The sequence below is a fragment of the Nitrosopumilus adriaticus genome (assembly GCF_000956175.1).
Lineage (GTDB): Archaea > Thermoproteota > Nitrososphaeria > Nitrososphaerales > Nitrosopumilaceae > Nitrosopumilus > Nitrosopumilus adriaticus.
In genome coordinates, this window is the sequence record NZ_CP011070.1 from 1,572,871 (window position 1) to 1,598,953 (window position 26,083).

The following is a 26,083-nucleotide window of genomic DNA, read 5'->3' on the forward strand; positions in this document are numbered from 1 at the left end:
TTTAAACCAAAAGACCATTTAATGGAAAGATGCAGCATTTAAGAGATGGAAGATTCCTCACAGGAAGAGATTATCTCTCTAGTTGAATCAATATTCGAGGTAAGTGATTATACAAAAACTGAATTTTCTTTAGAATTTAGAATTGAAGACTATGATTTCAAATCAAAGTTCGAAGATCTAGCTAGAAGACTGGAGAATATGAGTTATGCTGGGAAATTAGAAGAGAGAAATAATGAAAAATATGTAATCATTCAAAAATTTTCACCAAAAAAACAGAGAAAATGGATGAGCTCTTCATGGACTCCGAGAATACTATTTGCAATTGTCATATCATTTGTGATGATTGACGGGTATTATAGAACTGCAGGAACTAATTCCATCATAGAGATTGGAGATCCTTTAGAAATGGCTGGAGTATACACATTATCATTATTAGGGATTTTAGGAATTCATGAACTTGGCCATATCATTGCTGCAAAAATACACAGACTAAAAACTACTTGGCCATATTTTATTCCAGGATTACCTGTAATTGGAATACCAACATTTGGTGCGTTTATTCAATCAAAAGGATTAACAATTAACCGTGAAATTTTGTTTGATGTTGCCATTGCAGGGCCCATTGCAGGGTTAGTAATTGCAGTCATAGTTTCAATTTATGGGGCATATACTGCACCAATATTAGATCAAGATATTGCAGCAGGATTATTTGCCGAATCTAAATTAATAGAATGGAATCAAGGCGAGCCATTACTAATGACTGCCAGTTTAGCACTGTTTGGAAAAGGTGGAGCAGGACATGAGGTAATCATGACACCAGTTATGTTTGCAGCATGGATAGGATTTTTGATTACTTTTTTGAATTTACTTCCAGCATGGCAATTAGATGGCGGACATATGGCAAGAACATTACTTGGACCAAAACTACACAGATATGCTACTTTTGGAAGTATGGCAATTCTTGTTTTGCTAAATTATTGGTTAATGGCTTTACTAATTCTCTTTATGAGTTCAAGAAATCCAGGGGCAACTCCACTTGATGATATATCGCCACTTTCTAGAAACAGAAAACTTGCATATATTGGAATTATAGGATTAGCAATTTTGTGTGCACCATTGCCATCAGATTTCCTACCGTATCTTTTACCTTAGCAATAGTCTAGCACCATCTAGAACAACTGAAACCTTTTGTTTTACTCCTTGTGTTTTTAAAATATAATCCATAGAATATTTTATTCCAGGTAGCGATATCATGTTTAGTTTCTTAGCATAAAATTCAGGCAATATTGAAACTAGTCCAATCTGAAAATTCTTTTGGATTTCGGAGAGAAATAACAAATCTTCCATTCCGCCAATGTATTTGGTAGGATTTCTTAGTTGCTCCAAAGTCAATCTGTCTTCAACATATTGCTGAATTGCATCAGATCCCAATCCACCTTTGCATTCAGCTACTAAAATTGCAAGACCATCTTTTTTTATTGCATTAGAACAATTCCAGAGAGATGAAAGAGATTTCCCTAAATCAAAATTACTTGCATCCTTACCAGTACTAATTACCATGGTTTTATGCTCCCCAACATCTTTGATTGAGTTTGATTCCAAAGTTTTAGTAGCAGTAATTGTTTCAGATGGATGGCCAATTGAAAAATCAAGTATACCTTGAGAATTTGCCACTATTTCAATGCCCTGAATTTCAAAATTATCAGTGAATTTCTTTGCTTCAACTAAACTTTCGGGATGTTGTCCTGGCACTGGTAAATTTCCTTGTCTTTTAGCATATGCAGAAAGCATAGAATCTAAACCGAATTTTTTAATTAAACGTGTTGAAACAGTCTCATAACCAAATAATCCATCAAATTCCATCTCACCCATAAATACAAGATTTGAATTAGAAATATCAACATCGTCAAATTCATTAATTGAGCTTCCTTCGGGAAGTCCAGCTTTGACCAAATTTAGTATTTTTTTCTCAGCAAAAATTTTGGGAAAAGGTTTTGATTTTTGCTCACATAAAGTAAACAATGAAGAGATAATTTTTTGGATTGACTTTGAATTATGTAAAATTACTAGTTCCATTGGTTTTGACAGATCTAGAGAATTGAGTTTTTCATTGATCGCTGAATCTTCCAAAATTTTTCCGTCAGAATCAATTTTTTGCTCTAAATTTTCTGCCCTTATATCCAAAACTACGTCTGTAACACCATAATTTAACCAAATTTCAGGCATAATTCATTGATAATACAAACCAAAATAAATCCAGTGTAGTTAATTTTGGTATGGAATTTGTAAAAGAGTTTGCAACCTTTTTGCATGAAAAAGGCATTATAAAATTTGGAGAATTTACTCTTGCCAGTGGCAAAAATAGTTCATACTATGTAGATTTAAGACTAGTTCCTAGCTACCCACACGAATTTAGAAAAATGGTAAAACATCTTGAAAATGAGATAGCTCAAAATATTGGTTTAACTAATTTTGATTCTATTGTTTCTGTTCCAACAGGTGGTTTGGTGATTGCTTCAGCATTAGCAATAGAAACTGTAAAACCTCTAATCTATGTAAGAAGCAAACCGAAAGATTATGGCACTTCAAAATCAGTGGAAGGAAAAATTCATGATGGAATGAAGGTGGTTATGATTGATGATGTTGCAACTACTGGAGGATCAGTAGTAAACGCAATAAAATCCTTAAAAGAGGTCAACATTTCAGTGAAAGACGCATACGTCATTGTTAATAGAATGGAAGGTGCAGACAAAGCCTTATCTGAATTAGGAGTCAATATGCATTCAATTTTAGATATTTTGCAAATTACAGAAGTATTGTATGAACAAAATTTAGTTGATGAAGGCATTCTAGAAAAAGTCAAAAAACAAATTAACAAATGAATATTGGCAGCTCAGACAAATGCCTTCCAATCACCATTCAGATATAACTCTGATTCTTCATTGCGGCCAATGAATTTTGGATTGGCTTATTTTAAAACTAATTGAAAATATATGGGCCCGAAGGGCTTCGATCCCTTGGCTCACCGGTTATGAGCCGGTTACTCTACCAAGCTGAGTTACGGGCCCTAAGCAGATGAATCTAGTCTTAGGTTTAAAATGTTATGAGATTAACAGTATTCTTCATAACAACTATCAAGTAACGAGTTTTGTGCAGAAATGGATTTATCTGCAATTTCAATCAAGTTATTTGTCTCAGATGAAGATTTTTCCAAGATGTTTCTCCATGATGCTGTATGACGAATATCAGCTTCTGTATGGAGTGTAAAGTATTCTGTAGCCTCATGACTTGTTAATCCATAAAATTCAGCCAGACCATCAAGTTTTGTTTGACTAATTTTTGGAATTTCTTTTTCAAAAGCATACATTGCACATGCACCACCTTCAAAGGTATCCATTAATGCATTAAGATCAGATACAGCTTTCTTAGTTTTTGATGTTCCAGAATATGAGATTAATTCATCTTGTGAAATACCAAGTTCTCCTGCAAATGCAATCCAAGGGGCAATATGATCAGATTCTTCTTGCTGATTTTCAATTAATTCATCAACCACTCCTTCTGGTGCTTTAGCAATAATAGGAGTCATAAAATTTGGAACAGCTTTTACAAGTTGAAAGTATTCTTTTGAATAACCTGCCAAAGATTCTTGAGTTAGCTTTCCATCAGACCACATTTGATAGAATGGGTGTTTTAGCAAACTTCTTTCTTCAATCATTTGATCAATTTTTTTAATTATACTCATGATTCAACTCCTAAATTGCCAATAAAAAAATCTTTGTTGTTTACAAAAGATTTTATGGTCAAAACACAGAATTTTCATGGGTTCCAGTGGTGTAGACCGGTCAAGCATACTGCCCTTTCAAGGCAGTGATCCCGGGTTCAAAATCAATCGATGAAAATCCCGGCTGGAGCACCAAGATTTATTTACTAATGACAAAGTTTTTTGATCAGGCAATTTTGGACAGGAAAAATATTGAAATTAATCCATTACTTGAAACCTATGGAAAATATATTGAAAAAATTGACGAAGCATTAAAAAATGAATTGTCTCTTTATTCAGAATCTGAATTTATTGAACCTTTAAAATATTCATTGGAAGGTGGAAAACGAATTAGACCAATAATTTTGACATTGGCAGCTGAAAGCGTAGGGAAAGTTGATGAAAATACATGGTCAGCATCTTGTGCTGTTGAATTTTTACATATGGAATCAATCATTCATGACGATATTATCGATAATGAAACAATGCGAAGGCAAAAAGATCCATTTCATATCAAATATGGCTATAACACTAGTGTTCTTACAGGAGACTTTGTTTTAGGATTAATTCTTGCAATATCTTCTAGATTAGATAATGCCAGAATTACAAAAGATTTAGCCACAACTGCAATGTTGATGAGTGAGGGTGAAATGATTGAAAATAGATTAGAAACAAGCGAAGATGTTACTTTTGATGATTATCTCAAAGTAATTGAATACAAAACTGCAACTGCATTTGAGGTAGCAGCCAGAATAGGTGCAATAATTGCAAATGGTTCTGAAGAAGAGATTGAAGCGTTAACGGAGTATGGAAAAAATATAGGTATCGCATATCAAATTAGAGATGATTTATTGGATTGGAAAAATGAAGATAAATTATTCAATCTATTAATTAAAAAAAGTTCAGATCCAAGAGACGTTTTTAATAAAATGGAAGAGTTGTTAAAGGAATATTCTGATAAAGCCAGAGTCGGTTTAAGAAAAATTCCTGATAATGATGCAAAAATAAATTTAGATAATTTAATTAAATTTACTTCGTTTAAGGCATAAGACCTAAGCTAATTACAGGTGTTGCAAACTCTACAAATTTAATTAATGGATCTGGATATACACCAAATCCTACTAAGAAAATTGTGGAGAAGATCATAACTGCCATTATAGATTTTGGTTCTGCAACTCTTTTTTCTGTTTCACCTTCAAAGTACATTTTTCGTGTAATCCAACCATAGTATGCAAGAGATAATGCACTGTTTAGGACTCCTGCAATTGCAAGCCATGGAGCCCACCATAAAGCAGAACTTGCATCTAAAGCACTTCCAAATAACATGAGCTTACTCCAGAATCCTGAAAGTGGTGGAATTCCAGCTAATGCAAACAATGCAATTACCAACCCCAAAGCAGTGATTGGCATTCTTCTTCCAAGTCCTTTGAGTTTATCAATATTAGTTACAGCAAGAGTTGTTACAATTCCTGCAATTGCAATAAAGGCAGCTCCTTTCATTACTGCATGATTCATTATTTGATACAAAGATCCTTGTAATCCAAGTGAACTGTGTGGTGCAACTGCAAGTCCTATCAAAATGTATCCTGCATGTGCAATACTAGAATATGCCAACATCCTCGAGAGATTCTTTTGCATAATTGCTGCAACGTTTCCAACAGTCATGGTCATCACAGCAATAATAGCAAGAGCTAATGTCCAATCAAGATTAAGAACTACCATTCCAAGAATTACAATTCTAATTGTTGCTGCAAATCCAGCTTTCTTTGTTGCTGCTGCAAGAAGAGCAGTAATTGGTGATGGTGCACCCTCATAAGTATCAGGAAGCCATTGATGGAAAGGTACAAGTCCCATCTTGAACCCAAATCCTGCAATAAACATTCCAACAGATAGCAAAGCAAGAGGTAGCAATGAAGGATCAAGTGTGGAATAACCTTGAATAACCTCTCCGATATTTGTAGAACCAGTTAATCCATAAGATATCGAAATTCCGTAAACAATAATTGCTGATGATAATGCACCAAACAAGAAATATTTGAGAGCTGCTTCATTTGAGCTTGGATTCTTTTTCATAAATCCAACTAAAACATAAGTTGGAATACTCATCAATTCCCATGCAACAAATAACATCACCAAATCAGTAGAGTATGCTACTAACACCATACCAATAGTTGCAAGTAAAATTAGAGAATAGTATACTGCAGGGGAATTATGTTTTCTCATGTAATTGAAAGAGCCAACTGTTGTGAACAATGCAACAATCAACATTGCAATTGCAAAGAAGCCACCAAATGCATCATCAACTATAACATCATTTGAGAAAAGAGCAGATTGTGAAACATTATCGTTAATGAATTGATATCCAACGTATCCCATGGATACAATTAATGCTGCAAATGCAATTACAGCATAAAATGAATTGGAGCCTTTTTCTTTCCTAGCAATGCTAATTATAGGAAGAATGACGCCTACAGTACCCAATATTGCAATTAATACCAATGGTGTTGAAGTAATTTCTAACAAGTCATCAATCTCCTACATCAACAATATCAAGACTACGAATAGTAATCCCGCTCCAAATACGAATAGATATGATTGTGAAACACCGGTTTGAGTTCCCTGTACAACTTTTGCACCCCAGCCAACTGCTTTCTGAACTCCATCATTCATACCATAATCGATAGCCGTCTTTTCAAAGTATCTGAACACACCTCTTGCTAACCATAATGGCGCTACAACAAAGCACCAATAGATTATTGCATTAAGATACCATCTGTTTAAGATAACTTTGTGAATTGCGTAAAAGAATATGTTGGAATTTACAAATCTTACAGGATCAACCCATCTTCCAATATAGAAGATGTAACCAAGACCAATTCCTGTAGCAAATGCTACTAATGATGCACCAAGGGCCACTGGATTAATTCCTTGTAAGAACTCTGGTAAAATGGATACCCCATCTTTTGCATATTCGCTATGAATACCAAATGAGTGTTCAAGATACTCTTCAAACATGTGATGAAGTCCTTGTTCTGTTGATAATCCAATAAGACCAATTCCTATTGTCAGTACTGCAAGAATTCCATATGGAACCCACATTGATAATGATGCTTCATGGATATGATGACCTTCTTCTTCCATCTTCTCAATGTGTTTGCTCTTCTTTCCAAAGAAGACCAATCCAATCATTCTTGTAGTGTAAAATGCTGTTATTACTGCAGTTAGAACTGCAATAGCAAATAACGGTAATGCCCATTCATTTCCAGATGTGTAAACAGCAGCAAAGATTGCATCCTTACTCCAGAAACCTGTTGTGATAAATGGTGCTCCCATCAAACCAAGACCTGCAGCCCACATGAACGCATATGTCTTCTTCATTTGTTTTCTAAGACCACCCATATCAGTCATGAATCGAGAACCAACAATATGCAACAGTGAACCTGCTGCCATGAATAATGAAGCTTTGAACATTGCATGAGAAATTAAATGGTAAAATCCTGCAGTATAGCCATCAACGTATTGATGGGATAGTCCTGCAACACCTAATGCCATCATCATATAACCAATTTGAGAGCCAGTAGAATAAGCGAGAACTTTCTTAATTTCAGGGTTGACCATTCCTTGTGTTGCAAGTAATAATGCAGTAATTGCACCAACCCAAGCAACAATCTCAAAGAATTGGTCTGCCATAATTCCAGCAGCTCCTAGTGCAAAAACAAGTGGACCAATTCTTGCAACCAAAAATACCCCTGCTTTGACCATTGTTGCTGCGTGAATCAATGCAGAAACAGCTGTTGGACCAGTCATTGCTTCTAAGAGCCATTCGTTTAGTGGGAATTGAGCTGATTTTCCTATTGCCCCTCCAAAGAGTAAAACAAACGCTGGAACTAATAGTCCCTGTGCAGCCATTGTGGTTGCCCATTGAGTATCACCCATTAGTTCTTTAAATCCAAATGTACCTGCAAATAAAAATATCAAAAGCATACCTGCAATCATCATCACATCACCAACTTTGGTCATGATGAATGCCTTCATACCTGCGTGTGTTGGTGCATAGTAATCTAACATTCCAAGAACAGTTCTACCTTCAACACCAACATGATCTTTTTTCTTGTCACGATACCAAAAGCTGATCAAAGCGTATGAGGCTAGTCCAACACCTTCCCATCCAAAGAATACTTGAAGTAAATTATCAGACAAGACAATTAATTGCATTGAACCAATAAAGAACATCATCCAGAACCAGAATCTTGTGATATCTTTATCGCCTTTCATGTATCCTGTACTGTAAATCATAATGAGGAATGAAATCCAACCAACAACGTTTGCCATGATTATTGAAAGCGGATCTGCTAAGACACCAGCTTTAAGTCCAATTGCCTCAATCCACATAATTTGATGGTGTAATTCGTGTGCCTCTAAAGCTACAGGAATCATTGTTGCTGCAGACAAAGCACTCATCAAAGCAAATGCTACTGCAACATATCCAGTTGCATGTTTTGATAATTTTCCAACACCGGGTATAATCATTGCAGCTGCAAATGGCAATATCCAAACTAACCAAGCACTTAGAGCTCCAACTTCAAATGGCAATCCAAAAGCTTCTGTTGCCATATTCTAGACTCCCAGCACTCCATTCATGTATGGAATAATTGTTTTCAAGAAAATATCTGGATAAATTCCAACTATAATTGTAAATCCTGCTAGTACCATCATTGGTGCAGTCATATACCAACTTCCTTCTTTCACATTTTCAAGATGCTCAGGAGTTTTTCCAAAGAATACGCGCTTTAGCATCCAAAGCATGTAAGACATCGTAAGAGCTGTTGCAACAAGACCTAAACCAAACGTTACGGCTCTAAGAGTTGAGCCTTCTTCAATTGCAGTCTCTAAAGCACCGTAAAACAAAATCCATTCACCCATAAATCCACTTGTTGGTGGAACTCCCATTATTGTCAATGCGCCTATAACTGCACAAACAGCTGTAATTGGCATCTTTCCTGCTAAGCCTCCAAGTTTTGAAATACTTCGGGTTCCAACTTTAACAATTATTATTCCAGCCATCATGAAGAGAATGCCTTTTCCAATTGCGTGAGTTACATACATCATCTCTGCACCAGCAAGTCCTAGTGCAGACATTGAACCAATACCAAACAAAAGATAGCCCATTTGACTTATACTTGAATATGCTAAGAGACGTTTGAGATCATCTTGCATTAATGCCATTGCACCACCATAAATCATCGTAACAAGTCCCCAAATGTGGAACCAAATTGAAAGTTCTGCAAACGTTGCAGGCAAGAACTCAACAATTAATCTGAAAATACCATAAGCACCAATTCCAATCATGGCAGGGGACAATAACGCACTGATTGGTGTTGGTGCAGAACCGTGAACATATGGAAGCCAAATATGGAACATGAATACTGCAAGCTTAACTCCCAATCCAATTGCAATTGCAACTGCTGAGATCATTACAATGTCTTGAGGTATATCAGATTCACGAATATCTACAAAATCAAAACTTCCCAATGAAAGACCAATCATCAAAAAGCCTAAGAGTAAAACAACTGCACCAGCATGGGTCCAGAATAAGAACATTAAACCAATTTTTCGTCTTGGTCCATCACCCCAAAGTGCAACTAAGAAGAAACCTGGAATTAACATCACCTCGAAGAAAATATAAAATTCGATGAGGTTTGTTGAAAGAACGGTTCCAAGCATTCCCATTGCAAAGACAAGATACAATGCAAAGTAAAGACCAGATTTAGCATTAACATAATTTGAAAGTGAAGATGATTCAACTACTGAAGTTTGAGCACCTGAAGAAGAATTCATTTTATGTTCTTCTTCAAATTGTTCGTGGAATTTGTGAATCATGTATGGTTTTGAATATACTGCCAAGATTGTAGACAACACATAGATCATTATTGCAAATGGAGATGCCAAACCATCTAACAAGAAACCAAATTCTCCAAACTGTTCAGTCCATGGATAATGCTCCTCTACTGTTCCAGATAATGCTGCATTAATTACTAAGATTGTAGTGTAAAGTAAAATTGCAAATGTAAACCACATTGCAGGTGTTGGACCCATTTTTCTTCCAATAATGTAAGCAACTGGTGATAAGAGTAACGGCAAGAAGACTGCCTGTAATAATGCATATTCCATTATCCCTTCAAACTCCTAAAGTCTGCAATATCGACATTGTTATACATTCTATATGCTACAATAATCAAAGACAATCCAACTGCTACTTCTGCTGCTGCAATTGCAATTGAGAATAATGCTAAAGTCTGACCTCCACTATGAGGTAAAAATCTACCAAATGCTACAAGATTAAGATTTGCGGCATTGATAATAATTTCAACGGCAAATAACATACGAATAAAATTACGTTTTACTGCAAGACCGTAAATTCCTATGCCCAATAGAGCAACAGATACAAGTGTAAAATCAACTAGCTCGTTGGTCATTCTCCACATCCTCTCGTTTGGCTAAAACTAGTGCACCAGTAACAGAACCAGCTAGAATCAATCCCATCAAAATCAATGCAGGCCAATAATATGTTACAAAGTCTGTACCGATATCTCTGAAATTAACTGGAGGTTCATCAGTAGTTATTGTTTTTATTCCTGAATCCAAGAATACTGCCCCTAGTGACACCATAACTACCAACATTAATCCAATACCTGCAAATTTTCTTCTCTTGTCCTCAATTTTTTTGAAAATTAATTCTCTTTTTACTAGCATAACAGTAAACAAAATCAGAACAGCAATAGAACCAACATAGACTGCTAATTGAAATAATGCAACAAATGGAGAATCTAGTAAGAAGAAGAATCCAGCTATCCCACCTAAGGTTCCCATCAAAGCAATTGAGCCATAAATTAATGATCTTAATTCAAGTGCTGCAATTGCAGAACCAATTGTAATTACAGTTAATGCTAGAAACGCTGCATCAGCCATGTGAGGCACCTCTATCAGTAATTTGGATTTCACTATCTTGTGCTACATATGGTTTTACAGCAAGTTGTGCAGGAGTATAGATCAACCCTTCTTTAGAAAATGAAGATAGTTCATAATCGTTTGTCATGTATAAAGCATAAAATGGACATGCATCAACGCAAAGTCCACAAAAAACACATTTACCATAATCAATTTGTGGCATGATAGATTTTTTATTTTGTTTTTGTTCTTCTGGAACTTTGACCATTGCAATAGCTTCTGCAACTCCTTCACATGCAATAGAACATAGTTGGCAACCTGTACAATGATCATGGAATAACATATGACGTCCCTTTAATCCAGCAATTCCAACACCAGTAGAAGGATCAAACTGATAACCATCGCCTACAAATTTTAATTTCTCTTCAGGATAACGAAGTGTAAATCGCTTTGTTGCAATATGTTTAATTCCAGAGTTTAATGCACGAATAATACCTGTAGCAGTTCCCATTATTGTAAACCTCCTGGACCTAACACTCCAGCGTAAAGCAAGCCTAGAGCAATAAAGATGTTAACGAATGCAAGTCCAATAAGTTTGGTCCATCCAAGACTCAATAGCATATCAATTCTAATTCTTGGGAATACACCTCTTGGCAATAATATGAAAAAGATGACTCCTACAGTTTTTAGAACAAACCATAATGTTCCATTAAGCATTTCTTGGGTAAATATTGGTAAACCTGCGATATTGGCAGTGACAGGACCAAGTTCAATTCCATCAGTAACAATTTCGGCGGGGAACGGAGGTACAATCATTGGGCCATTCCATCCACCAAGGAATAATACTACAAACAATGCTGCAAATGCATAAAGTTTCAGATAGGTTCCTAATTGAACAAGTCCATACATCATTCCAGATAGTTCAGTAAGCCATCCAGCTACAATCTCACTTTCTGCCTCGGGTAGATCAAATGGGATTCTTTCTAATTCTGCCAACATTGTAATGAAAAAGACAATAGCGCCAACTGGTAAAAATACTATCCAAGGGAAGCTAGATTGACTAGCTGCAATTTCAGACAAGTTTAGAGTTCCAGTTAGAATAACAACCCCTAACAAAGATAGAATTAGTGGAATTTCAAATGAAACCATTTGGAATAATGCTCTGATACCACCAATGAATGGGAATTTACTGTTTGCAGACCATGCAGAAAGAATTGTAATTATTGGGAAAAATCCAATTACTGCAAACACACCTAGCAATCCCAAGTCTACATCGGCTACTACCCAACCAGGGGCAACAGGAATTAATGCTACAAATGATGCTGCAGCTGCAACAAACATTACTGGTGCTGCCCAGAAAATTGGCTTGTCAGCTTTGGCTGGAATAATAATTTCTTTTGAAATTAATTTTAGTCCATCGCCCATTAATTGTAAAATACCCTCGAATTTTCCACAGTAAAATGGACCAACTCTTAATTGTAATTTTGCAAGCATCTTTCTTTCAACAAATATTGTTGCTGCAGCAAGTAGGGCAGCAAAACCAAATCCTGGAAATGCCATTACTCTGAACATATCAGTTGCCATGAAGGCTTTGATGATTGGAAGAGTACGTGATGGATCTGCTATCCATGTCAATGCTAGAAACGGTGTAAGTAATTCACCATCAATTACAGGCATTTCTATTCCAAATAAAATTACTTGAACTAATGGAATTCCAATTAAAACCAAAATGAAAAGTATCCAAAATACATTATCAAGTAGTGATTTGATAAATTCACTTAGTTTGAATTTTGGTGCAATTACAGACATCTATCGGTCTGCCTCCACTGGCCAATAATTAAGACTCCAATAAACTGAAGGCATGTTTCCAAGTTTTTCACCTTTTAGAAGATATGGTAATGCAATTAGATTTCTAAAAGAACCAACACTCATCTTAAGTCTATAAGGTTCAGTTTTTCCATCAGACACAATATAACATCCTAAAGAACCTCTTCCAGATTCAACTCGTTTGTAAACTGAATCAAGTCCTTTTCCTTTTGGATTTGGTTTAAGTTTAGTTCTAACAGAGCCTGACTTTGGCATTTTTTGTAATGCTTGTCGGATAATATTACAACTTTCAAGCATATCAAGCCATGGAACTTTTGATCTTGCATAAGAATCACCTTCTTTCATTACGTTAGTGTGAACATCTAATTCATCATAGACATCATAAGGCTCCTTTATTCTAAGATCATAATCTACACCACTTGCACGAAGTACAGAACCAGTTGTTCCAAGTCTAATAGCATCTTCACGCGAAAGAACTCCAGTATCACGAGTTCTAGAAATCAGAATCGGGTTATCATAAAATACTGCAGCATATTCTTTGATTCGTTTTTCAAAGTAATTTACTTGACGTAGGCAAACATCCTCAAAGTTTGGAGGTAAATCATTTCTTACTCCACCTGGAACAAAATGAGCATGTGTAACTCTTGCACCAGTCATTTTTTCCATCAGATCAATTAAGAGTTCACGATCACCTGCTGGCCACATGAACATTGTAGAATGTCCTAAGAAAATACCATAAATTGCAAGCCAATACATTGTGTAAATACATCGATTCAGTTCAGATGCAATAACTCTAACATATTTTGCACGCTCAGGAACTTCAATACCAACAATTTCTTCAACACCCAAAACATATGGATAAAGAACATTACAGGAATCATGAATCACAGGTCTTTCTAAGTGAGGAATGTTCAAAATGTAGTTTCGGTATTCTGCCATTTTTTCTTCACCACGATGAACATATCCTGGATCAGGATCACATGCAACAATATAGTCACCATCAATTTGAACAATAATTCTCATGTGACCAGAACCAGGATGTTGAGGCCCTACATTGAGAGTCATTATTCTCTCATCAACTTTTTGGAGTGCTAATCCTGGAGGTAATTCAGTAGTCATTCTATCTTCCCTTTATTGTAAAGTCCTTTCTGAGCGGTGGTAAATCTGCCCAATCTTCTGGTAAAAGTAATCGTCTATTATCAGGATGTCCTTCAAAGTAAACTCCAAACATTTCAAAAACTTCTCTTTCATGAAATTCAACACTGTAAAATATATCTCTAAGAGTTGGAAGTTTAGTAGCATCATTTCCAGGAATTGGATTTTCTTCTCTTTGGGCCCTGGTGGACAAAACAAGAATTTGACTAGCAAGTGATGAATCGGTATAAGATCCTATATGATAAACAACCTCTATTTCTTTATCTTGAGGATAATCTACACCTGAAACAGATTCTACATGATCAAAATTTAATCCGTCACGAATGAATTCAGCAACATCATGAATATTTTCTTTTCCAACTTTAATTCCAACTCTATCCTGTTTCACAAATGTAGATTCCACCTTATCACCAAATTTTTCAATAATTTTATCAGAAATTCCCTTTTCAAAAGCCGGTAAATCTTCAGATTTTTCTTCAGGTTTTTTTGCAGGAGGTGGAGGCGTTTTTTTTCTTGGGGTTTAGCATCTGCAGAAGGTTTTTCAGAATCAGAACTCATTATACAAACTTCCTAGCCTTCATTCTCTTGATTTTCTCTTGTAATAACATACATCCTTGGATGAGAGTTTCAGGTCTAGGTGGGCAACCTGGAACATATACATCAACTGGAATAACTCCATCAATTCCTGGAAGTACATTGTACGAATCAAAATACAACCCTCCAGTAATTGCACAAGCTCCCATAGCAATAACATATTTTGGTTCCGGCATTTGATCATAAACTAATCTAAGACGTGGTGCCATTTTTCGTGTAATAGTTCCCTGAACTACAACTAGATCACATTGTCTAAGCGAACCAAATGCTTCAATGATACCAAATCTTTCAACATCATATCTAGGGCTTGATGCTGCGCCAAATTCAACACTGCAACAAGCTGTTTCAATATGGACAGGCCAGAGTGACCAAATTCTACCCCAATTGATGGCATAGCCCAATGGTTTATCAATTGCTTTTTCTAAAATATCTCCTAGTTTACCGACAAACACATTTGCATTTTCTGGTGTAACTAAATCTTTAAGCAATCTTATCCCCTACCCTCGTAAATACGATTTATATAAAAAACTACCATATTCTCCTTCTCCCTGATTGATATAATGCAAATGCCATTGCACCAAACATTATTGCTAAAAATCCCATCATAGGAAGCGTGGCACTTTTTGGAAGTTCCAAAAGAGCACTTCCCCATGCATACAAGAAGATTGCCATTACATCAAAAACAACAAACATCAGAATGTAAGGATAATACTGCATCATAAAATGAGTTCGTCCTTCACCAGTTGGAACCTGACCACATTCCATTGGCAAAAACTTGACAGGATTACTTCTTTTTCTTGGAGAAATCATTCTTGAAATTATTAGTGCTGGAGCCATTGCTACTACAGCAAAGCCAAACATCAATACAACGGTACTATAATTGCCCGCTAATTCCCCGACCAATTTATCTTCTGACTCTGATTTTTGTATAAAAAGGTATTCTTCCTTTTTTCCGATCAAGTTTTGAAAATAATTATTTTCTAAAGTACTTTATAGACCATTTTCTTACTGCGATCATGACTTTGAACATTGGAGATACAGCTCCTAACTTTGAACTTCCAGATACAGAATTGAAATTGCGGACTTTGGATGAATTTAAGGGCAAAAAAATTGTTTTATCATTCATAGTTGCTGCCAGTTCACCAGTTTGTGAAGCCGAATTGTGTACTTTACGGGATTCATGGCAAGAAATTGCAGATCAAGGTGCTCAAGTAATTGCAATCAGTAACGATGGTCCATTTGCAAATAAAGCATTTGCAGAAAAAAATAACTTCAAATTTCCTTTATTAGGAGATTATTCAAGTAAAACAATTCGTGACTATGACATATTGATGCCAGATTTACTTCACATTAAAGGATACAACGCTGCAAAACGTTCTGTATTCATAATTATGGAAGACGGAAAAATTGGTTACAAATGGGTTTCAGAAGATCCATTAAAAGAACCAAACTATGAAGAAATTAAAAATTTCCTGAAATAGGAAAATCTTCTTTTTTATTCTATATCAGCTATAGGATCGCCTTTAGCAACAGATGCAGTTTCTTTAATTTTAATTGATTTTACGACTCCATCTTTGTGAGCCTTTACAGAAACCTGCATCTTCATAGATTCGAGTGTACATATCACATCACCTTTCTTTACTGAATCTCCTTCGGCAACTGCAATTGAAACAACTTTACCTGGGATTTGGCTTTTGAGTGCTAATTGAGTACCACCTGCACCTCCACCTCCAGAGTTTTTGAAAACAATTTTATCAAAATGAGTGTTCATGTTTAGGGTAATTGGAACATGATCAATTACAAGATTCATTTCGTTAGTTAGAGTTTCAAGATATTTTGCTTTATGGTATTGTTGGTCTAAGATGAATTCTATTCCTTTTGCATCCATGTTAAGAATTCTTAATTGATGCTCTTTGTCATTTATCTTAATTACATAATCATTGTTACCCAAATTTTCAACAATTTTTCCTTCAAATGATTTTTCAATGTCTGGTATCTTATAGTCCATTAATTATCAATCCAATTTATTTTTCCATGTAGAACTGGTTGCGCCGCTATTTTGAACTTTGCTCTTAAAGTATTCAGAATGAATGACAGCAGCAGCCAAAGCAGCTTCACTTTTATCTTCCTTCTCTTTCTTTAGATCTTCAGTTAATTTTTCAATCATATCATAACGTTTCAAAAAGTCGGTTGATAGTTCTCCATTTTTGTATTGGTCAGAGTTTAGAATTGTTTTGTAAAGTGGAATAGATGTTTCAACGCCTTGAACGTACATATCATTTAGTGCTGTAAGCATTCTTGTTCTAGATTCTTCAAATGTTGGTCCCCATGTACAGAGTTTAGCCATCAATGAATCATAAAATGGGGATACAGTGCATCCAGGATAAAGATAAGTGTCACATCTAACATTTGGTCCAGCAGGAATTATTACATCCGGAACAGGTCCAGTTGAAGGTGCAAAGTCCAAAAATGTGTCTTCTGCGTTAATTCTACATTCGATTGCATAACCATTGATTTTGAGGTCACTTTGTTTGAATGGTAATGGCTCACCATTTGCAATATCAATTTGAAGTTTAACAAAGTCTAATCCTGAAACCATTTCACTGATTGGATGCTCTACTTGGAGTCTTGCATTAATCTCAATAAAATAAAACTCTCCATTATCTGCTCGTAGAAATTCTGCAGTTCCCAGATTAGTATAATCAACTGCTTCTGCTGCTCTAACAACTATTTCACCAATTTCTTCTCTTTTTTCATCATCTACTACAGGAGATGGTGTTTGCTCAATTAATTTTTGATTACGTCTTTGAATGGAGCACTCTCTCTCAAAGAGATGTACTGCATTACCATGTTTGTCTCTACACATCTGATATTCAATGTGTCTTGTTTTTTCTAGGAATTTTTCAACAATAATGGCAGATTTTCCAACAGCAGCTATAGATTCAGATGTTACTGTTTCAAAACCTTCTTGTAATTCTTTATCATTAGTTACTATTCTAATTCCTCGACCACCACCACCATAAACTGATTTTAACATTACAGGATATCCGATATCATTTGCAATTTTTGCTGCATCATCTGCATCTTTAACTAAACCAGGACTACCAGGTACTGTTGGGACTTTAGCTTTTAGCATTGCAGCTTTACATTCCATTTTATCACCACAAAGATTCATTGAATCTGCAGATGGACCAATGAAATTAATTTTATTTTTTTCACACAGTCTTGCAAAGTCATCATTTTCAGAGAGAAAACCATAGCCTGGATGTATAGCATCAGCACCTGCTGAAAGCATTACATCAAGAATTTTTTCTTGATTTAGATATGATTTTGCAGGAGCTGCCTCTCCAATGTGATAAGATTCATCAGCTTTCTTTACATGTAAAGAATTGTAATCTTCATCAGAATAAACTGCTACAGTCTTTATTCCTAATGTGTTACATGTTCTAATTACACGTAAGGCAATTTCCCCTCTATTTGCAATGAGAACTTTTTCAATCATCGTTAATCACAAATTGATATTTCCATGTTTTCTTGGAAGTTGTTTTTCCCTCTTATTTGCAAGCATTTGAAGTGCTTTGATAATCATTGGTCTTGTTTCTGCTGGGTCAATTACATTATCTACAGTTCCATGAGATGCTGCCACATATGGATTTTCAAATTTTTCGGCAAATTCGTCAATTAATTGTTTTTTTAGTGCTTCAGGATCATCTGCTGCAGCAAGTTCTTTTCTGGACATAATTTTGACTGCTGCCTCGCCACCTAAGACCGCACATCTTGCAGTTGGCCATGCATAGTTAATATCAGTTCTAAGATTTTTACTTCCCATTGCAATGTATGCACCACCATATGCTTTTCCAATTACTAGAGTAATGCGTGGAACAGTTGCTTCACAGTATGCATAGAGTAGTTTACTTCCATGTCTAATGATACCATTATGTTCTTGATTAGAACCTGGCATGTAACCTGGAGTATCAACTAGAGTTAGAATAGGAATGTTAAATGAATCACAGAATCTAATAAAACGTGCAGCTTTGTTTGATGAATCAATATCTAGTGCACCTGCAAGATGCATTGGATTGTTTGCAATAATTCCAACTACTTGACCATTCATTCTACCATAACCAACAACTACGTTTGGTGCAAACAATTCATGTACTTCGAAAAATTCATGATTATCAACAATAGAATTGATGATCTCTTTCATGTCATATGGTTGAAGAGGATTTTCTGGAATAATGCTAATCAAATTATGATCTAATCTGTTTGGGTCATCATCAGTTTTAGTCTTTGGGGGTTCTTCTGTATTGTTTTGTGGAAGAAATGAAATTAATTTTTTAATGTAATCCATGCATTCGTATTCATTTTGTGCAACAAAATGTGCAACTCCACTTTTTGAACCGTGTGTCATTGCACCACCAAGATCATCAAATGAAATATCTTCACCTAAAACAGTCTTTACTACATCAGGTCCTGTAACAAACATAGTTCCTGCTTTATCCACCATTATTACAAAGTCAGTCATCGCAGGAGAATATACAGAACCACCTGCAGAAGGACCAATGCTTGCAGTAATTTGCGGAATAACTCCCGAAGCTAATTGATTGTGATAAAATATATCTGCAAATCCATCAAGACTCATAATTCCTTCTTGAATTCTTGCACCACCAGAATCCATAATTCCAATAATTGGGCAACCAGTTCTAACAGCATGATCCATTAATTTAGTAATTTTTTTGGCTCCCATCTGGCTTAGTGTTCCGCCAAGTACTGTGAAATCATATGCAAAAACAAAGATTTGTCTTCCATTGACATTCCCATAACCACCAACTACACCATCAGTGTAGAATTTCTTTTTCTGCATGTCATATTCGTGATAATGGTGAGTAACCATTGGATCAATTTCAGTAAAAGTACCTTCATCAAGTAATAAATCGATTCGTTCACGAGCAGTTAATTTTCCCTTTTCATGTTGGGCCTTGATTCTATCTTGACCTCCACCTTGGTGTGACGTGTATTTCTTTTTAGTATAATCTTCAATTTTTTCAGAATGCATAACAGTGATCTAAGTCAAGGAAGGTTTCCTATATTAATTTAATTTGAAAATACAATCTACTAGAATTTTTACAAAAACTCATAGATCATTGATTTTTTTAGAATTTCAAGAGTTAAGAATTGGGAATTTCTTGTTTGTTGATGTTTGATATGACTTGAAAGCGTCTTTTTTTTCGCTACATTTCTTACAAATGCATAATTGAGAAACATTTGGAATATCACAAGTTTCCTGAAATTCGCACTGAAGGCAACCAGCAGGACCCCCACAAACACTGCATTGTAATTCATTGATTTGAGCACATTTTTCGTGTTTTACGCCTAATCCTTTTGCCCATAAACCGATCTCATTAATTTCAATTTTTTCATTGCAAACTATACAAGTACCAGGAAATTTCATTGGTATTTTTCTCCAACTCATTGAATTATGCCAATCTCCTTTTCAATAATATCCCCAAAAGTTTCCTCCAGTTCTAATTCAAGAGCATTATTTTTAATACAAAGTAAAACAAAAGGTAAACATAAAGTTACAAATGCACTTGAAGACATATGTAACTTTCTTGCCATTATAGATGACATTGATTTAATTTTTGCACCATCCCAACGGATTCGGTTTAACAATGGCCATGATAGATTGTATTGTGAATATCTTATTCGATCATCATTTTGATACAATTTAATTAAAATATCATTAAGATATCGTAAAAGTCTCCAGTTCTGAGTTTTCATAATCTTTCCAAAAAGCATATCAGCATTTGAAATAGTTTCTAGATATTTTGCAAGACTTGAATTATCCAAATTACTTGTAATTATACTTGAATAGAACGCATTAATTTTTTCTCGAGGATCAATCTGCATAGAGTATAAAACTATTCTAGCTTCTTCAATTGAATTTGCTTTAAAGAAAGCATTAACACCATCTTCCACATTAATATTTTCAAAAGTTGTTTCTGTTTGCGGATTAAATCCAGTAACTAAAGATTGGGCAAAATTTATCATTGAACGTATATCGCCTTTGGATTTATCAATAACTTTGATTAAGGAGCCAGGACTAAGTTTTGAATTTTCTTTTTTTAAAATATTTTCAAGATATACTCTAAGTAATCTAGGAGGAATTCTTTTGAATGAAATTGTTTTGACAACTTTTTTTATACTTTTCATTTTATCGGATGTATCATTATTTGCTGCAAGAACTATTGGTACTGTAGGTTCTTTGAGAATATCAACAAGTGCAGAAGCACCTCCATAATCACCGCGTCCATGAATTCCATCAACTTCATCAACAAAAATCATTGGAGTCCCTAAGACGCTTACATTACCCAAAACAGGCATAAGAATTTCATTTATTCTAGATTTACTTCTAACATCGCTTGCATTAAGTCCAATCATATCATACCCAAACTGTTTAGCTATAAGATATGCAATGGTGGTCTTTCCAATACCCGGAGGGCCAACTAGAAGAAGAGGTTTTGTGCCTTTTTTCCATTTGGCAAACCATTCCATGATTGCTGCTCTTTGTTCTTCGTTTCCCACCATATCAGAAATAATCTGAGGTCGGTATTTTTCAGACCACATCAATTTTATCACTTGGGAAGTTTTGATTGAAATTCAGACCACTTGTTAGCCTTTTGTAATTTATTATACCAATATTGATTATAATGTTCCACAGTCAAAAATAAAAATTCTAAAAATTCTTTATGTGAGAATTCCTCAGGTAATAATTCCAGAGTAAGCCTAGCATCTTGTAGATACAAATTACTTTTTTCCAGTGTGACATCAAATCCTTTTTTCACATCATTGGCCAACAAAGAATAGTATAATGGCCAAGAAGGGATTTTTACAAAACCATTTTTTATTGAATCTTCAATTTCATTACCACATCCAACACCTTCTGCAGCACGGGCCATACCTAAGTAGAATATTTCTCCCAGCGGTCGCTCTGCTAAGGCCATGTTTCTACCAGCTGTTCCCATTACGGCACGGTATTTTTTGTAAGACAATGTCATTTCTTCTTCAGTAATTGTTGTGGGTGTTGATTTTAATTTCTCATCCAGATATTGTCCAATTCTTGCATCCTTAAAGCCATCTTCAAATTCTTTTAGGACTTGTTCTCCACCTTTTGAGATTTTATCTCTAGCTAATTTTAGAATATATGGATTCATGAGTTTGTAATCATCAAGAAATTCCAAGTCTTCATCTTTATCTACAATTCTATCCATAGGTTCACTCAAATCAATTGCCAGAATATGTCCTTCAACCATATCTTGTTTTAATTGTGGATCGTCTCTTCCAGAAAATTCTGCTGCAGCATCAAACAATCCATTGAAAACAGGGAAAGTCATTTTTACAAAATTTGAATTTAGTATACGATTTACTCTATCTTGCATTACTTCAAGATTATCCAATTTTGATTTTATAGGCTCAATTTCAGATGCATTTAGTATAATTTCAGTAGAGCCTACCTCATTTCCAAAAGATTGTTGTGTAGAATTTGGATTTGAATCAGATTGAATTTCATCTAGCAATCCCTTTGCAAATCTTTCAGCAAAATTTGGAAATTGTTTTTCAGTTTCTTCTTTGTATTTGTTAAATAATTTGTAACCTTTTGATTTGAATAGAGCCTGTTTCATAATTTGTTTTCCAGGTTTTGTACTCATCAAAGATTCTTTACTTACAACGGATTGATCTTTTCCACTCACAAACGTTAAGCTTCTTTATTGTTATTTATGCTTTCAATACAAAAATTTCTTCACTTAAATTACGAACAACTAATTTTGCAATATGGAAATAATAGAAATTCTCCGCGAAGCATCAAAAAGAATTTATGAAAATGTAAAAGATCTACCAGGTACTGATAAAGCTGCAGGTGATTTTGGTCTTGGGGCAGGTGGAGATATTTCAAGAAACATTGACATTATTGCAGAAAAAACAGTCTTAGATTATCTTAAAGAAATTAATTTCAAATGTGTTGTATTAGGTGAAGAGTGCGGTAGAGTTGAATTATCTGAAAAACCCAAAGGGTTTGTAATAATGGATGCAATCGATGGTTCTGCAAATGCAGTAAGAGGTGTCCCTTTCTTCTGTAGTTCACTAGCATTTGCTACTGAAAATAAACTTAGTTCAATATCTGATGGTGTGATCACAAATCTTTCAAATGGTGAAATGTATTGGGCTTCAAAAAATCAAGGGGCATTTTATAACAATAAAGAAATCAAGGTTCACAAAAAAGATCCAATTTACAAAATAGTTGGGATAAACACATCAGGCGCATCAATTGAGTTGATAAATAAACTACAGCCAATTTTTGAAAAATACGATCATACCAGACATTTTGGTGCCAATGCATTAGAAATGGCAATGTTTGCAAGAGGTTTAATGGATATTTTCATAGATTTGAGAAATAAAATTAGAATTCAAGATATTGCTGCAGGTTACATTATTGTTAAGGAAGCAGGGGGTTTGCTTTTAGATTCTAATTTGCATCAACTTGATGCAGATCTTGGTTATGAGACAAGAGTTTCTTTTATCGCTGCTGCAAATCAAGAAATTCTAGATGAAGTAGTATCTCAAATTGAAAAGTAAATTTTTGAATAAAAGATTGGAAAATTTCTAATAGTTTGAGGAATTATTTGACATTCTTGAGTTTTCAGTAGATCTTGGAAGGTAATTGATAAGAGAAATATATTTAACCAAAGTCGGGAAAAAACTTCTTGTATGGTTACTGAGATGAAGGCAAAGGTTGTCTATACCGAACTACTAAAAGAAGATCTTGTAATCATTAGATTAGTTCCAGAAAATGGAATGCCAGAGTACAAAACAGGTCAATTTTTGACAATAGGACTTCCAATTCCTGCAGAAAAAAAAGTTGTTAGAAGAGCATATTCAATTGCATCACATGCAGAAAATAGAGATTATTTTGAATTTGTTATCAGATGGGTAAGAAAACCACTTCCAGGTCGTGTAACTACGGAATTATTTTATCTTAGTGTTGGAGATGAAGTTTCTCTAGGAGACCCAACAGGGGCTGCACTACAAATTAGTGAAAAGTTATCTAATGGGCAAAAAGATAATCGCAGAGTAATTTGTGTAGGTGGAGGTACCGGACTTGCACCATTTATTGCATTTGCAAAACATTTCCACGATACTAATGATAAGCGGGAAATAGTTGTCCTTCATGGAGCAAGTTATGTGGATGAATTAAGTTACAAACGATTGCTTACAGATTTAGAATTAGAGAGTGAAAAAAGAGGGAGAGATCAATGGAATTTTAGATATAGAGCAGCAATCAGTAGACCAAAAGAATATTTTAACAGGTCATGGAATGGTCATGTTGGTAGGGTAGAATCATTTTTCAAACCAGACAAAAAGACAGGGCTTTCTCCTGTTGAAGAAATGGTGGGAGAAAAACTAACTCCTGAAAACACCATAATCTACATTTGTGGATATCAAGGAACTATTGATGGTGTTATTGAACATCTAGGGCCTAAAGGATTCGTTACAGAACATGAAAAGAAACCAGATGGAAGTTTTGGGATCAAATATGAGTCATATGGATAATCAATTCTAAAATCATAAGATAATTCATTTTCTCATAGTCAAAATCAATTCTCTTTAATTCTCATTTACCTGTGGATTTTTATATTCATTATTTTTCAATAATGTATGGCAAAACTCAAGTGTAATGATTATGGATTTGAGTGTGATTTTATTGCAGAAGGAGAAATGGAATCAGTTATTGATGAATTTCAAAAACACACTGATGAAGAGCATGGAATAGATTATTCTAAAGAAGCCATTATGCAGTTCCTATTAAGAAAGCAAGGATTATAGAAAATTAAGCATCTAATCTTTTCATTCTAGCTGACAAAACAGGTAGTTCTTTCTCAATGATTTTCTCTACTGCAGGAACAATACCAACTCGGGTTTTCACACTCTCTTCATAAATTTCTGCAATTTGATCTCTGAATAATAATTTAATTCCAGGAAGAGCAGTAATACCTTCATCTACAGTTCTGGGTTCTGATAAATCTAAAATCAGTGTACCTTTTTTCTTTTCTTCCATCACTAATCTAATTCTATCATATGTAATCAAGAAATAATCAGCAGTTGTGGCAACAAAAATAATATCATATTTGTCAAAACCTGCCAATACATCACTAAAGTCAACAGGAGTTCCACCTAGAAGAGTTGAAAAACCAGTTGCACGATCTAAACTTCTACTAGTTACATCAAATGGAACACCTTTTTTTCCTAATGTTTTTGCAAGCATAGCTGCAGGCTCACCAGTACCAATAACAAGGATTTTTTTCTTTGAATCAAGACCGGCTTTTTCATCGACTAATTTTATTGCAATATCACCTAATGAAATTACATCTTTTCCAATACCTGTAGTATCTCTCATTCTTTCAGCTAATCGTATCACACTATCAAATAATTTATTGAGAATACTTCCAGATGCACCTGAATTCTTTGCATCGGCAAATGCTTTTGTTATATCATCAAATACACTTTGCCATCCAATTACAAGTGAATCTAAACCGGATGCTAATCTTAAAAGATGTAGATAGACATCATCACCTTTGTAAACTTCAAGTGTTTGATCAAAATGATCTATATCAATTTGTTCTAATGAAGATAAAGAAACCCAAGTGTCTTTAATTTGATTTAAGACAAGTGTTTTTCCTTCTGCCCGTCTTGCATCAGGTGAATCATCAGTTTCAACATTGCTAACTGTAAATATTTCAACTCTGGTTGCAGTTTGTATAATAACACATTCCTCAACACCAGGTATTTTTTTAAATTCTTCACATGCTGCTGCTATATCCTTGAAAGCAAATTTAGCTATTGTATGAATAGGTACATTCTTGAAAGTTACTCTCGCATTCATTACATCAAAAGAAATTTGACTCAAATCATAGCACCTATACCTTAATCTTACTCCTTCCACCTTTCGCAGTTCTAAATACATTCATACCAATATAGAAATTTTCATGTAATGATTCTAAGTAAATAATTTTATCTTGAGTATCTTTAATCTCTTTTTCTGTTGCCTCAGGATTATTTTTCAATTCTTCTAATTTTCGTTTAGTTTCTTCTAAGAAAGAATCAACACCTCTTTCGTAATTTGAGACACCCCCAAATTCAGGACTCAAAACATGTTCAGGTTTGTATTTAGGAGTTTGATCTTTAGGAATTTCAACTTCTCTTGAAAGAGATTCTTGTACGTCTGCAGATAGAATTGGTCTAGGGAAACGATCTTTTTTCTCTAACCAAAATTCAGGCTCACCCATGTCTCTTCTAAAAATTTCTTCGCCCTGTCGCTTAAATGTAAAGTCAGATTTTGAAGAAGCCTCTGCTTTTACTTCAGCAGCAATTGCTTTGTATTCTTCTTCAGCTGCAGCTTCTGCTTCTGCTTTAGCTGCTTCTGCTTTTGCAAGAGCTTCTTTGACTGCTTGTTCTGCTTCTTCGGCTGCTTTTGCTGCGGCTTCTGATTTCAAAATTGCTTCTTCGGCTGCTTTTGATTCTTCAGCTGCTTTTTCATCTTCAGCTATTTGTGCATCTTTAGTTGCTTGTTCTGCTTCTTTAGCTGCTTTTGCTGCAATCTCAACTTTTGCAACTGCTTCATCAGTTACTTTATTTTCAGTTTTATCGGGAGATGTTTTAGTCTCAGTTGATTTTGTTTCAACTTCAGATTTTTTTTCCTCTTCAGACAACAAATTTTACTAAAATTCCCTGAATTTTAATATT

The 26,083-nt window shown here is 34.9% G+C and carries 27 protein-coding genes, 2 tRNA genes and 1 pseudogene; 8 read left to right on the top strand and 22 right to left on the bottom strand.

Annotated features, from left to right (window positions below):
* Positions 1–45: 45 nt before the first annotated feature.
* Positions 46–1,152: a site-2 protease family protein gene (locus NADRNF5_RS09310; RefSeq protein WP_048117875.1), complete on the top strand. Its 1,107-nt coding sequence runs from the start codon at positions 46–48 to the stop codon at positions 1,150–1,152.
* On the opposite strand, the gene NADRNF5_RS09315 is transcribed toward NADRNF5_RS09310, so the two are convergent.
* The gene (locus NADRNF5_RS09315; RefSeq protein ID WP_048117878.1) at positions 1,144–2,226 is read right to left on the bottom strand and encodes a nickel-dependent lactate racemase family protein; all 1,083 of its coding nucleotides are present in this window, start codon (positions 2,224–2,226) and stop codon (positions 1,144–1,146) included. The two genes, NADRNF5_RS09310 and NADRNF5_RS09315, sit on opposite strands and share 9 nt — an antisense overlap.
* A gap of 50 nt (positions 2,227–2,276) precedes the next feature.
* Between NADRNF5_RS09315 and pyrE the strand changes: the two genes are divergently transcribed.
* A complete protein-coding gene (gene pyrE / locus NADRNF5_RS09320; RefSeq protein WP_048117890.1) occupies positions 2,277–2,882 on the top strand; it encodes an orotate phosphoribosyltransferase in 606 nt (201 codons plus the stop codon).
* 112 nt (positions 2,883–2,994) lie between these two features.
* On the opposite strand, the gene NADRNF5_RS09325 is transcribed toward pyrE, so the two are convergent.
* Positions 2,995–3,068: transfer RNA gene (locus NADRNF5_RS09325), tRNA-Ile, on the bottom strand.
* A 41-nt stretch (positions 3,069–3,109) separates the two neighbouring features.
* A complete protein-coding gene (locus NADRNF5_RS09330) occupies positions 3,110–3,742 on the bottom strand; it encodes an iron-containing redox enzyme family protein (RefSeq protein WP_048117893.1) in 633 nt (210 codons plus the stop codon).
* Positions 3,743–3,822: 80 nt separating this feature from the next.
* Between NADRNF5_RS09330 and NADRNF5_RS09335 the strand changes: the two genes are divergently transcribed.
* A tRNA-Glu gene (locus NADRNF5_RS09335) sits at positions 3,823–3,916 on the top strand.
* Between the two features lie 14 nt (positions 3,917–3,930).
* Positions 3,931–4,809 carry a polyprenyl synthetase family protein gene (locus tag NADRNF5_RS09340; RefSeq protein WP_237089267.1) on the top strand — a complete coding sequence of 293 codons (879 nt, stop codon included), beginning with the start codon at positions 3,931–3,933 and terminating at the stop codon, positions 4,807–4,809.
* On the opposite strand, the gene NADRNF5_RS09345 is transcribed toward NADRNF5_RS09340, so the two are convergent.
* The 11 genes and pseudogenes from NADRNF5_RS09345 to NADRNF5_RS09395 form a co-directional block, all read right to left on the bottom strand.
* Positions 4,799–6,283, bottom strand: a complete 1,485-nt coding sequence (locus NADRNF5_RS09345) for an NADH-quinone oxidoreductase subunit N (RefSeq protein ID WP_048117897.1) — start codon at positions 6,281–6,283, stop codon at positions 4,799–4,801. The two genes, NADRNF5_RS09340 and NADRNF5_RS09345, sit on opposite strands and share 11 nt — an antisense overlap.
* A 12-nt stretch (positions 6,284–6,295) precedes the next feature.
* Positions 6,296–8,374, bottom strand: coding sequence for an NADH-quinone oxidoreductase subunit 5 family protein (locus NADRNF5_RS09350; RefSeq protein WP_048117900.1), 2,079 nt, complete (start codon positions 8,372–8,374; stop codon positions 6,296–6,298).
* A gap of 3 nt (positions 8,375–8,377) precedes the next feature.
* Complete coding sequence (locus NADRNF5_RS09355; RefSeq protein WP_048117903.1) at positions 8,378–9,931, bottom strand: complex I subunit 4 family protein; 1,554 nt, start codon at positions 9,929–9,931, stop codon at positions 8,378–8,380.
* A complete protein-coding gene (gene nuoK / locus NADRNF5_RS09360; protein ID WP_048117906.1) occupies positions 9,931–10,236 on the bottom strand; it encodes an NADH-quinone oxidoreductase subunit NuoK in 306 nt (101 codons plus the stop codon). The genes NADRNF5_RS09355 and nuoK overlap by 1 nt, the downstream gene beginning before the upstream one ends.
* Complete coding sequence (locus NADRNF5_RS09365; RefSeq protein ID WP_048117911.1) at positions 10,217–10,729, bottom strand: NADH-quinone oxidoreductase subunit J family protein; 513 nt, start codon at positions 10,727–10,729, stop codon at positions 10,217–10,219. The genes nuoK and NADRNF5_RS09365 overlap by 20 nt, the downstream gene beginning before the upstream one ends.
* Positions 10,722–11,219 carry an NADH-quinone oxidoreductase subunit I gene (locus NADRNF5_RS09370; RefSeq protein ID WP_048117914.1) on the bottom strand — a complete coding sequence of 166 codons (498 nt, stop codon included), beginning with the start codon at positions 11,217–11,219 and terminating at the stop codon, positions 10,722–10,724. The genes NADRNF5_RS09365 and NADRNF5_RS09370 overlap by 8 nt, the downstream gene beginning before the upstream one ends.
* A complete protein-coding gene (nuoH, locus tag NADRNF5_RS09375) occupies positions 11,219–12,517 on the bottom strand; it encodes an NADH-quinone oxidoreductase subunit NuoH (protein WP_048117917.1) in 1,299 nt (432 codons plus the stop codon). Before nuoH ends, NADRNF5_RS09370 begins: the two co-directional genes overlap by 1 nt.
* A complete protein-coding gene (locus NADRNF5_RS09380; RefSeq protein WP_048117920.1) occupies positions 12,518–13,654 on the bottom strand; it encodes an NADH-quinone oxidoreductase subunit D in 1,137 nt (378 codons plus the stop codon).
* A gap of 1 nt (position 13,655) precedes the next feature.
* A pseudogene (locus tag NADRNF5_RS09385) lies at positions 13,656–14,248 on the bottom strand (NADH-quinone oxidoreductase subunit C).
* Complete coding sequence (locus NADRNF5_RS09390; RefSeq protein WP_014964441.1) at positions 14,248–14,772, bottom strand: NADH-quinone oxidoreductase subunit B; 525 nt, start codon at positions 14,770–14,772, stop codon at positions 14,248–14,250. Before NADRNF5_RS09390 ends, NADRNF5_RS09385 begins: the two are co-directional and overlap by 1 nt.
* 40 nt (positions 14,773–14,812) lie before the next feature.
* Positions 14,813–15,145: an NADH-quinone oxidoreductase subunit A gene (locus NADRNF5_RS09395; protein WP_048119539.1), complete on the bottom strand. Its 333-nt coding sequence runs from the start codon at positions 15,143–15,145 to the stop codon at positions 14,813–14,815.
* 155 nt (positions 15,146–15,300) lie between these two features.
* Between NADRNF5_RS09395 and NADRNF5_RS09400 the strand changes: the two genes are divergently transcribed.
* Entirely contained in the window at positions 15,301–15,765 is a 465-nt protein-coding gene (locus NADRNF5_RS09400; protein ID WP_048117926.1) for a redoxin domain-containing protein, read from the top strand.
* A gap of 14 nt (positions 15,766–15,779) precedes the next feature.
* Here the strand turns inward: NADRNF5_RS09400 and NADRNF5_RS09405 are convergent, their stop codons facing one another.
* The 6 genes from NADRNF5_RS09405 to NADRNF5_RS11670 form a co-directional block, all read right to left on the bottom strand.
* On the bottom strand, positions 15,780–16,292 hold the full coding sequence (locus NADRNF5_RS09405; protein WP_048117929.1) for an acyl-CoA carboxylase biotin carboxyl carrier protein subunit: 513 nt from the start codon (positions 16,290–16,292) through the stop codon (positions 15,780–15,782).
* A gap of 6 nt (positions 16,293–16,298) precedes the next feature.
* Positions 16,299–17,786: an acetyl-CoA carboxylase biotin carboxylase subunit gene (locus tag NADRNF5_RS09410; protein WP_048117932.1), complete on the bottom strand. Its 1,488-nt coding sequence runs from the start codon at positions 17,784–17,786 to the stop codon at positions 16,299–16,301.
* 6 nt (positions 17,787–17,792) lie between these two features.
* Positions 17,793–19,340: an acyl-CoA carboxylase subunit beta gene (locus NADRNF5_RS09415; protein WP_048117935.1), complete on the bottom strand. Its 1,548-nt coding sequence runs from the start codon at positions 19,338–19,340 to the stop codon at positions 17,793–17,795.
* Between the two features lie 105 nt (positions 19,341–19,445).
* Positions 19,446–19,736: a hypothetical protein gene (locus NADRNF5_RS09420; RefSeq protein ID WP_237089270.1), complete on the bottom strand. Its 291-nt coding sequence runs from the start codon at positions 19,734–19,736 to the stop codon at positions 19,446–19,448.
* Positions 19,737–19,753: 17 nt separating this feature from the next.
* Entirely contained in the window at positions 19,754–20,911 is a 1,158-nt protein-coding gene (locus tag NADRNF5_RS09425; protein ID WP_048119542.1) for an AAA family ATPase, read from the bottom strand.
* Positions 20,912–20,919: 8 nt separating this feature from the next.
* Positions 20,920–22,035 carry a hypothetical protein gene (locus tag NADRNF5_RS11670; protein ID WP_048117945.1) on the bottom strand — a complete coding sequence of 372 codons (1,116 nt, stop codon included), beginning with the start codon at positions 22,033–22,035 and terminating at the stop codon, positions 20,920–20,922.
* Positions 22,036–22,117: 82 nt separating this feature from the next.
* Here NADRNF5_RS11670 and NADRNF5_RS09435 point away from each other — a divergent pair, with 82 nt between their 5' ends.
* The 3 genes from NADRNF5_RS09435 to NADRNF5_RS10965 all read left to right on the top strand — a co-directional run bounded on the left by NADRNF5_RS09435 (position 22,118) and on the right by NADRNF5_RS10965 (position 24,166).
* Positions 22,118–22,918, top strand: coding sequence for an inositol monophosphatase family protein (locus NADRNF5_RS09435; RefSeq protein ID WP_048117948.1), 801 nt, complete (start codon positions 22,118–22,120; stop codon positions 22,916–22,918).
* A gap of 132 nt (positions 22,919–23,050) precedes the next feature.
* Complete coding sequence (locus tag NADRNF5_RS09440) at positions 23,051–23,893, top strand: FAD-binding oxidoreductase (protein WP_048117951.1); 843 nt, start codon at positions 23,051–23,053, stop codon at positions 23,891–23,893.
* A gap of 105 nt (positions 23,894–23,998) precedes the next feature.
* Positions 23,999–24,166, top strand: a complete 168-nt coding sequence (locus tag NADRNF5_RS10965) for a DUF1059 domain-containing protein (RefSeq protein WP_082052010.1) — start codon at positions 23,999–24,001, stop codon at positions 24,164–24,166.
* Positions 24,167–24,170: 4 nt separating this feature from the next.
* Here NADRNF5_RS10965 and NADRNF5_RS09445 read toward each other — a convergent pair whose 3' ends face one another.
* Entirely contained in the window at positions 24,171–25,247 is a 1,077-nt protein-coding gene (locus NADRNF5_RS09445; RefSeq protein WP_148313095.1) for a glutamyl-tRNA reductase, read from the bottom strand.
* Between the two features lie 10 nt (positions 25,248–25,257).
* Positions 25,258–26,049, bottom strand: a complete 792-nt coding sequence (locus tag NADRNF5_RS09450; RefSeq protein ID WP_048117965.1) for a hypothetical protein — start codon at positions 26,047–26,049, stop codon at positions 25,258–25,260.
* Positions 26,050–26,083 lie beyond the last annotated feature (34 nt).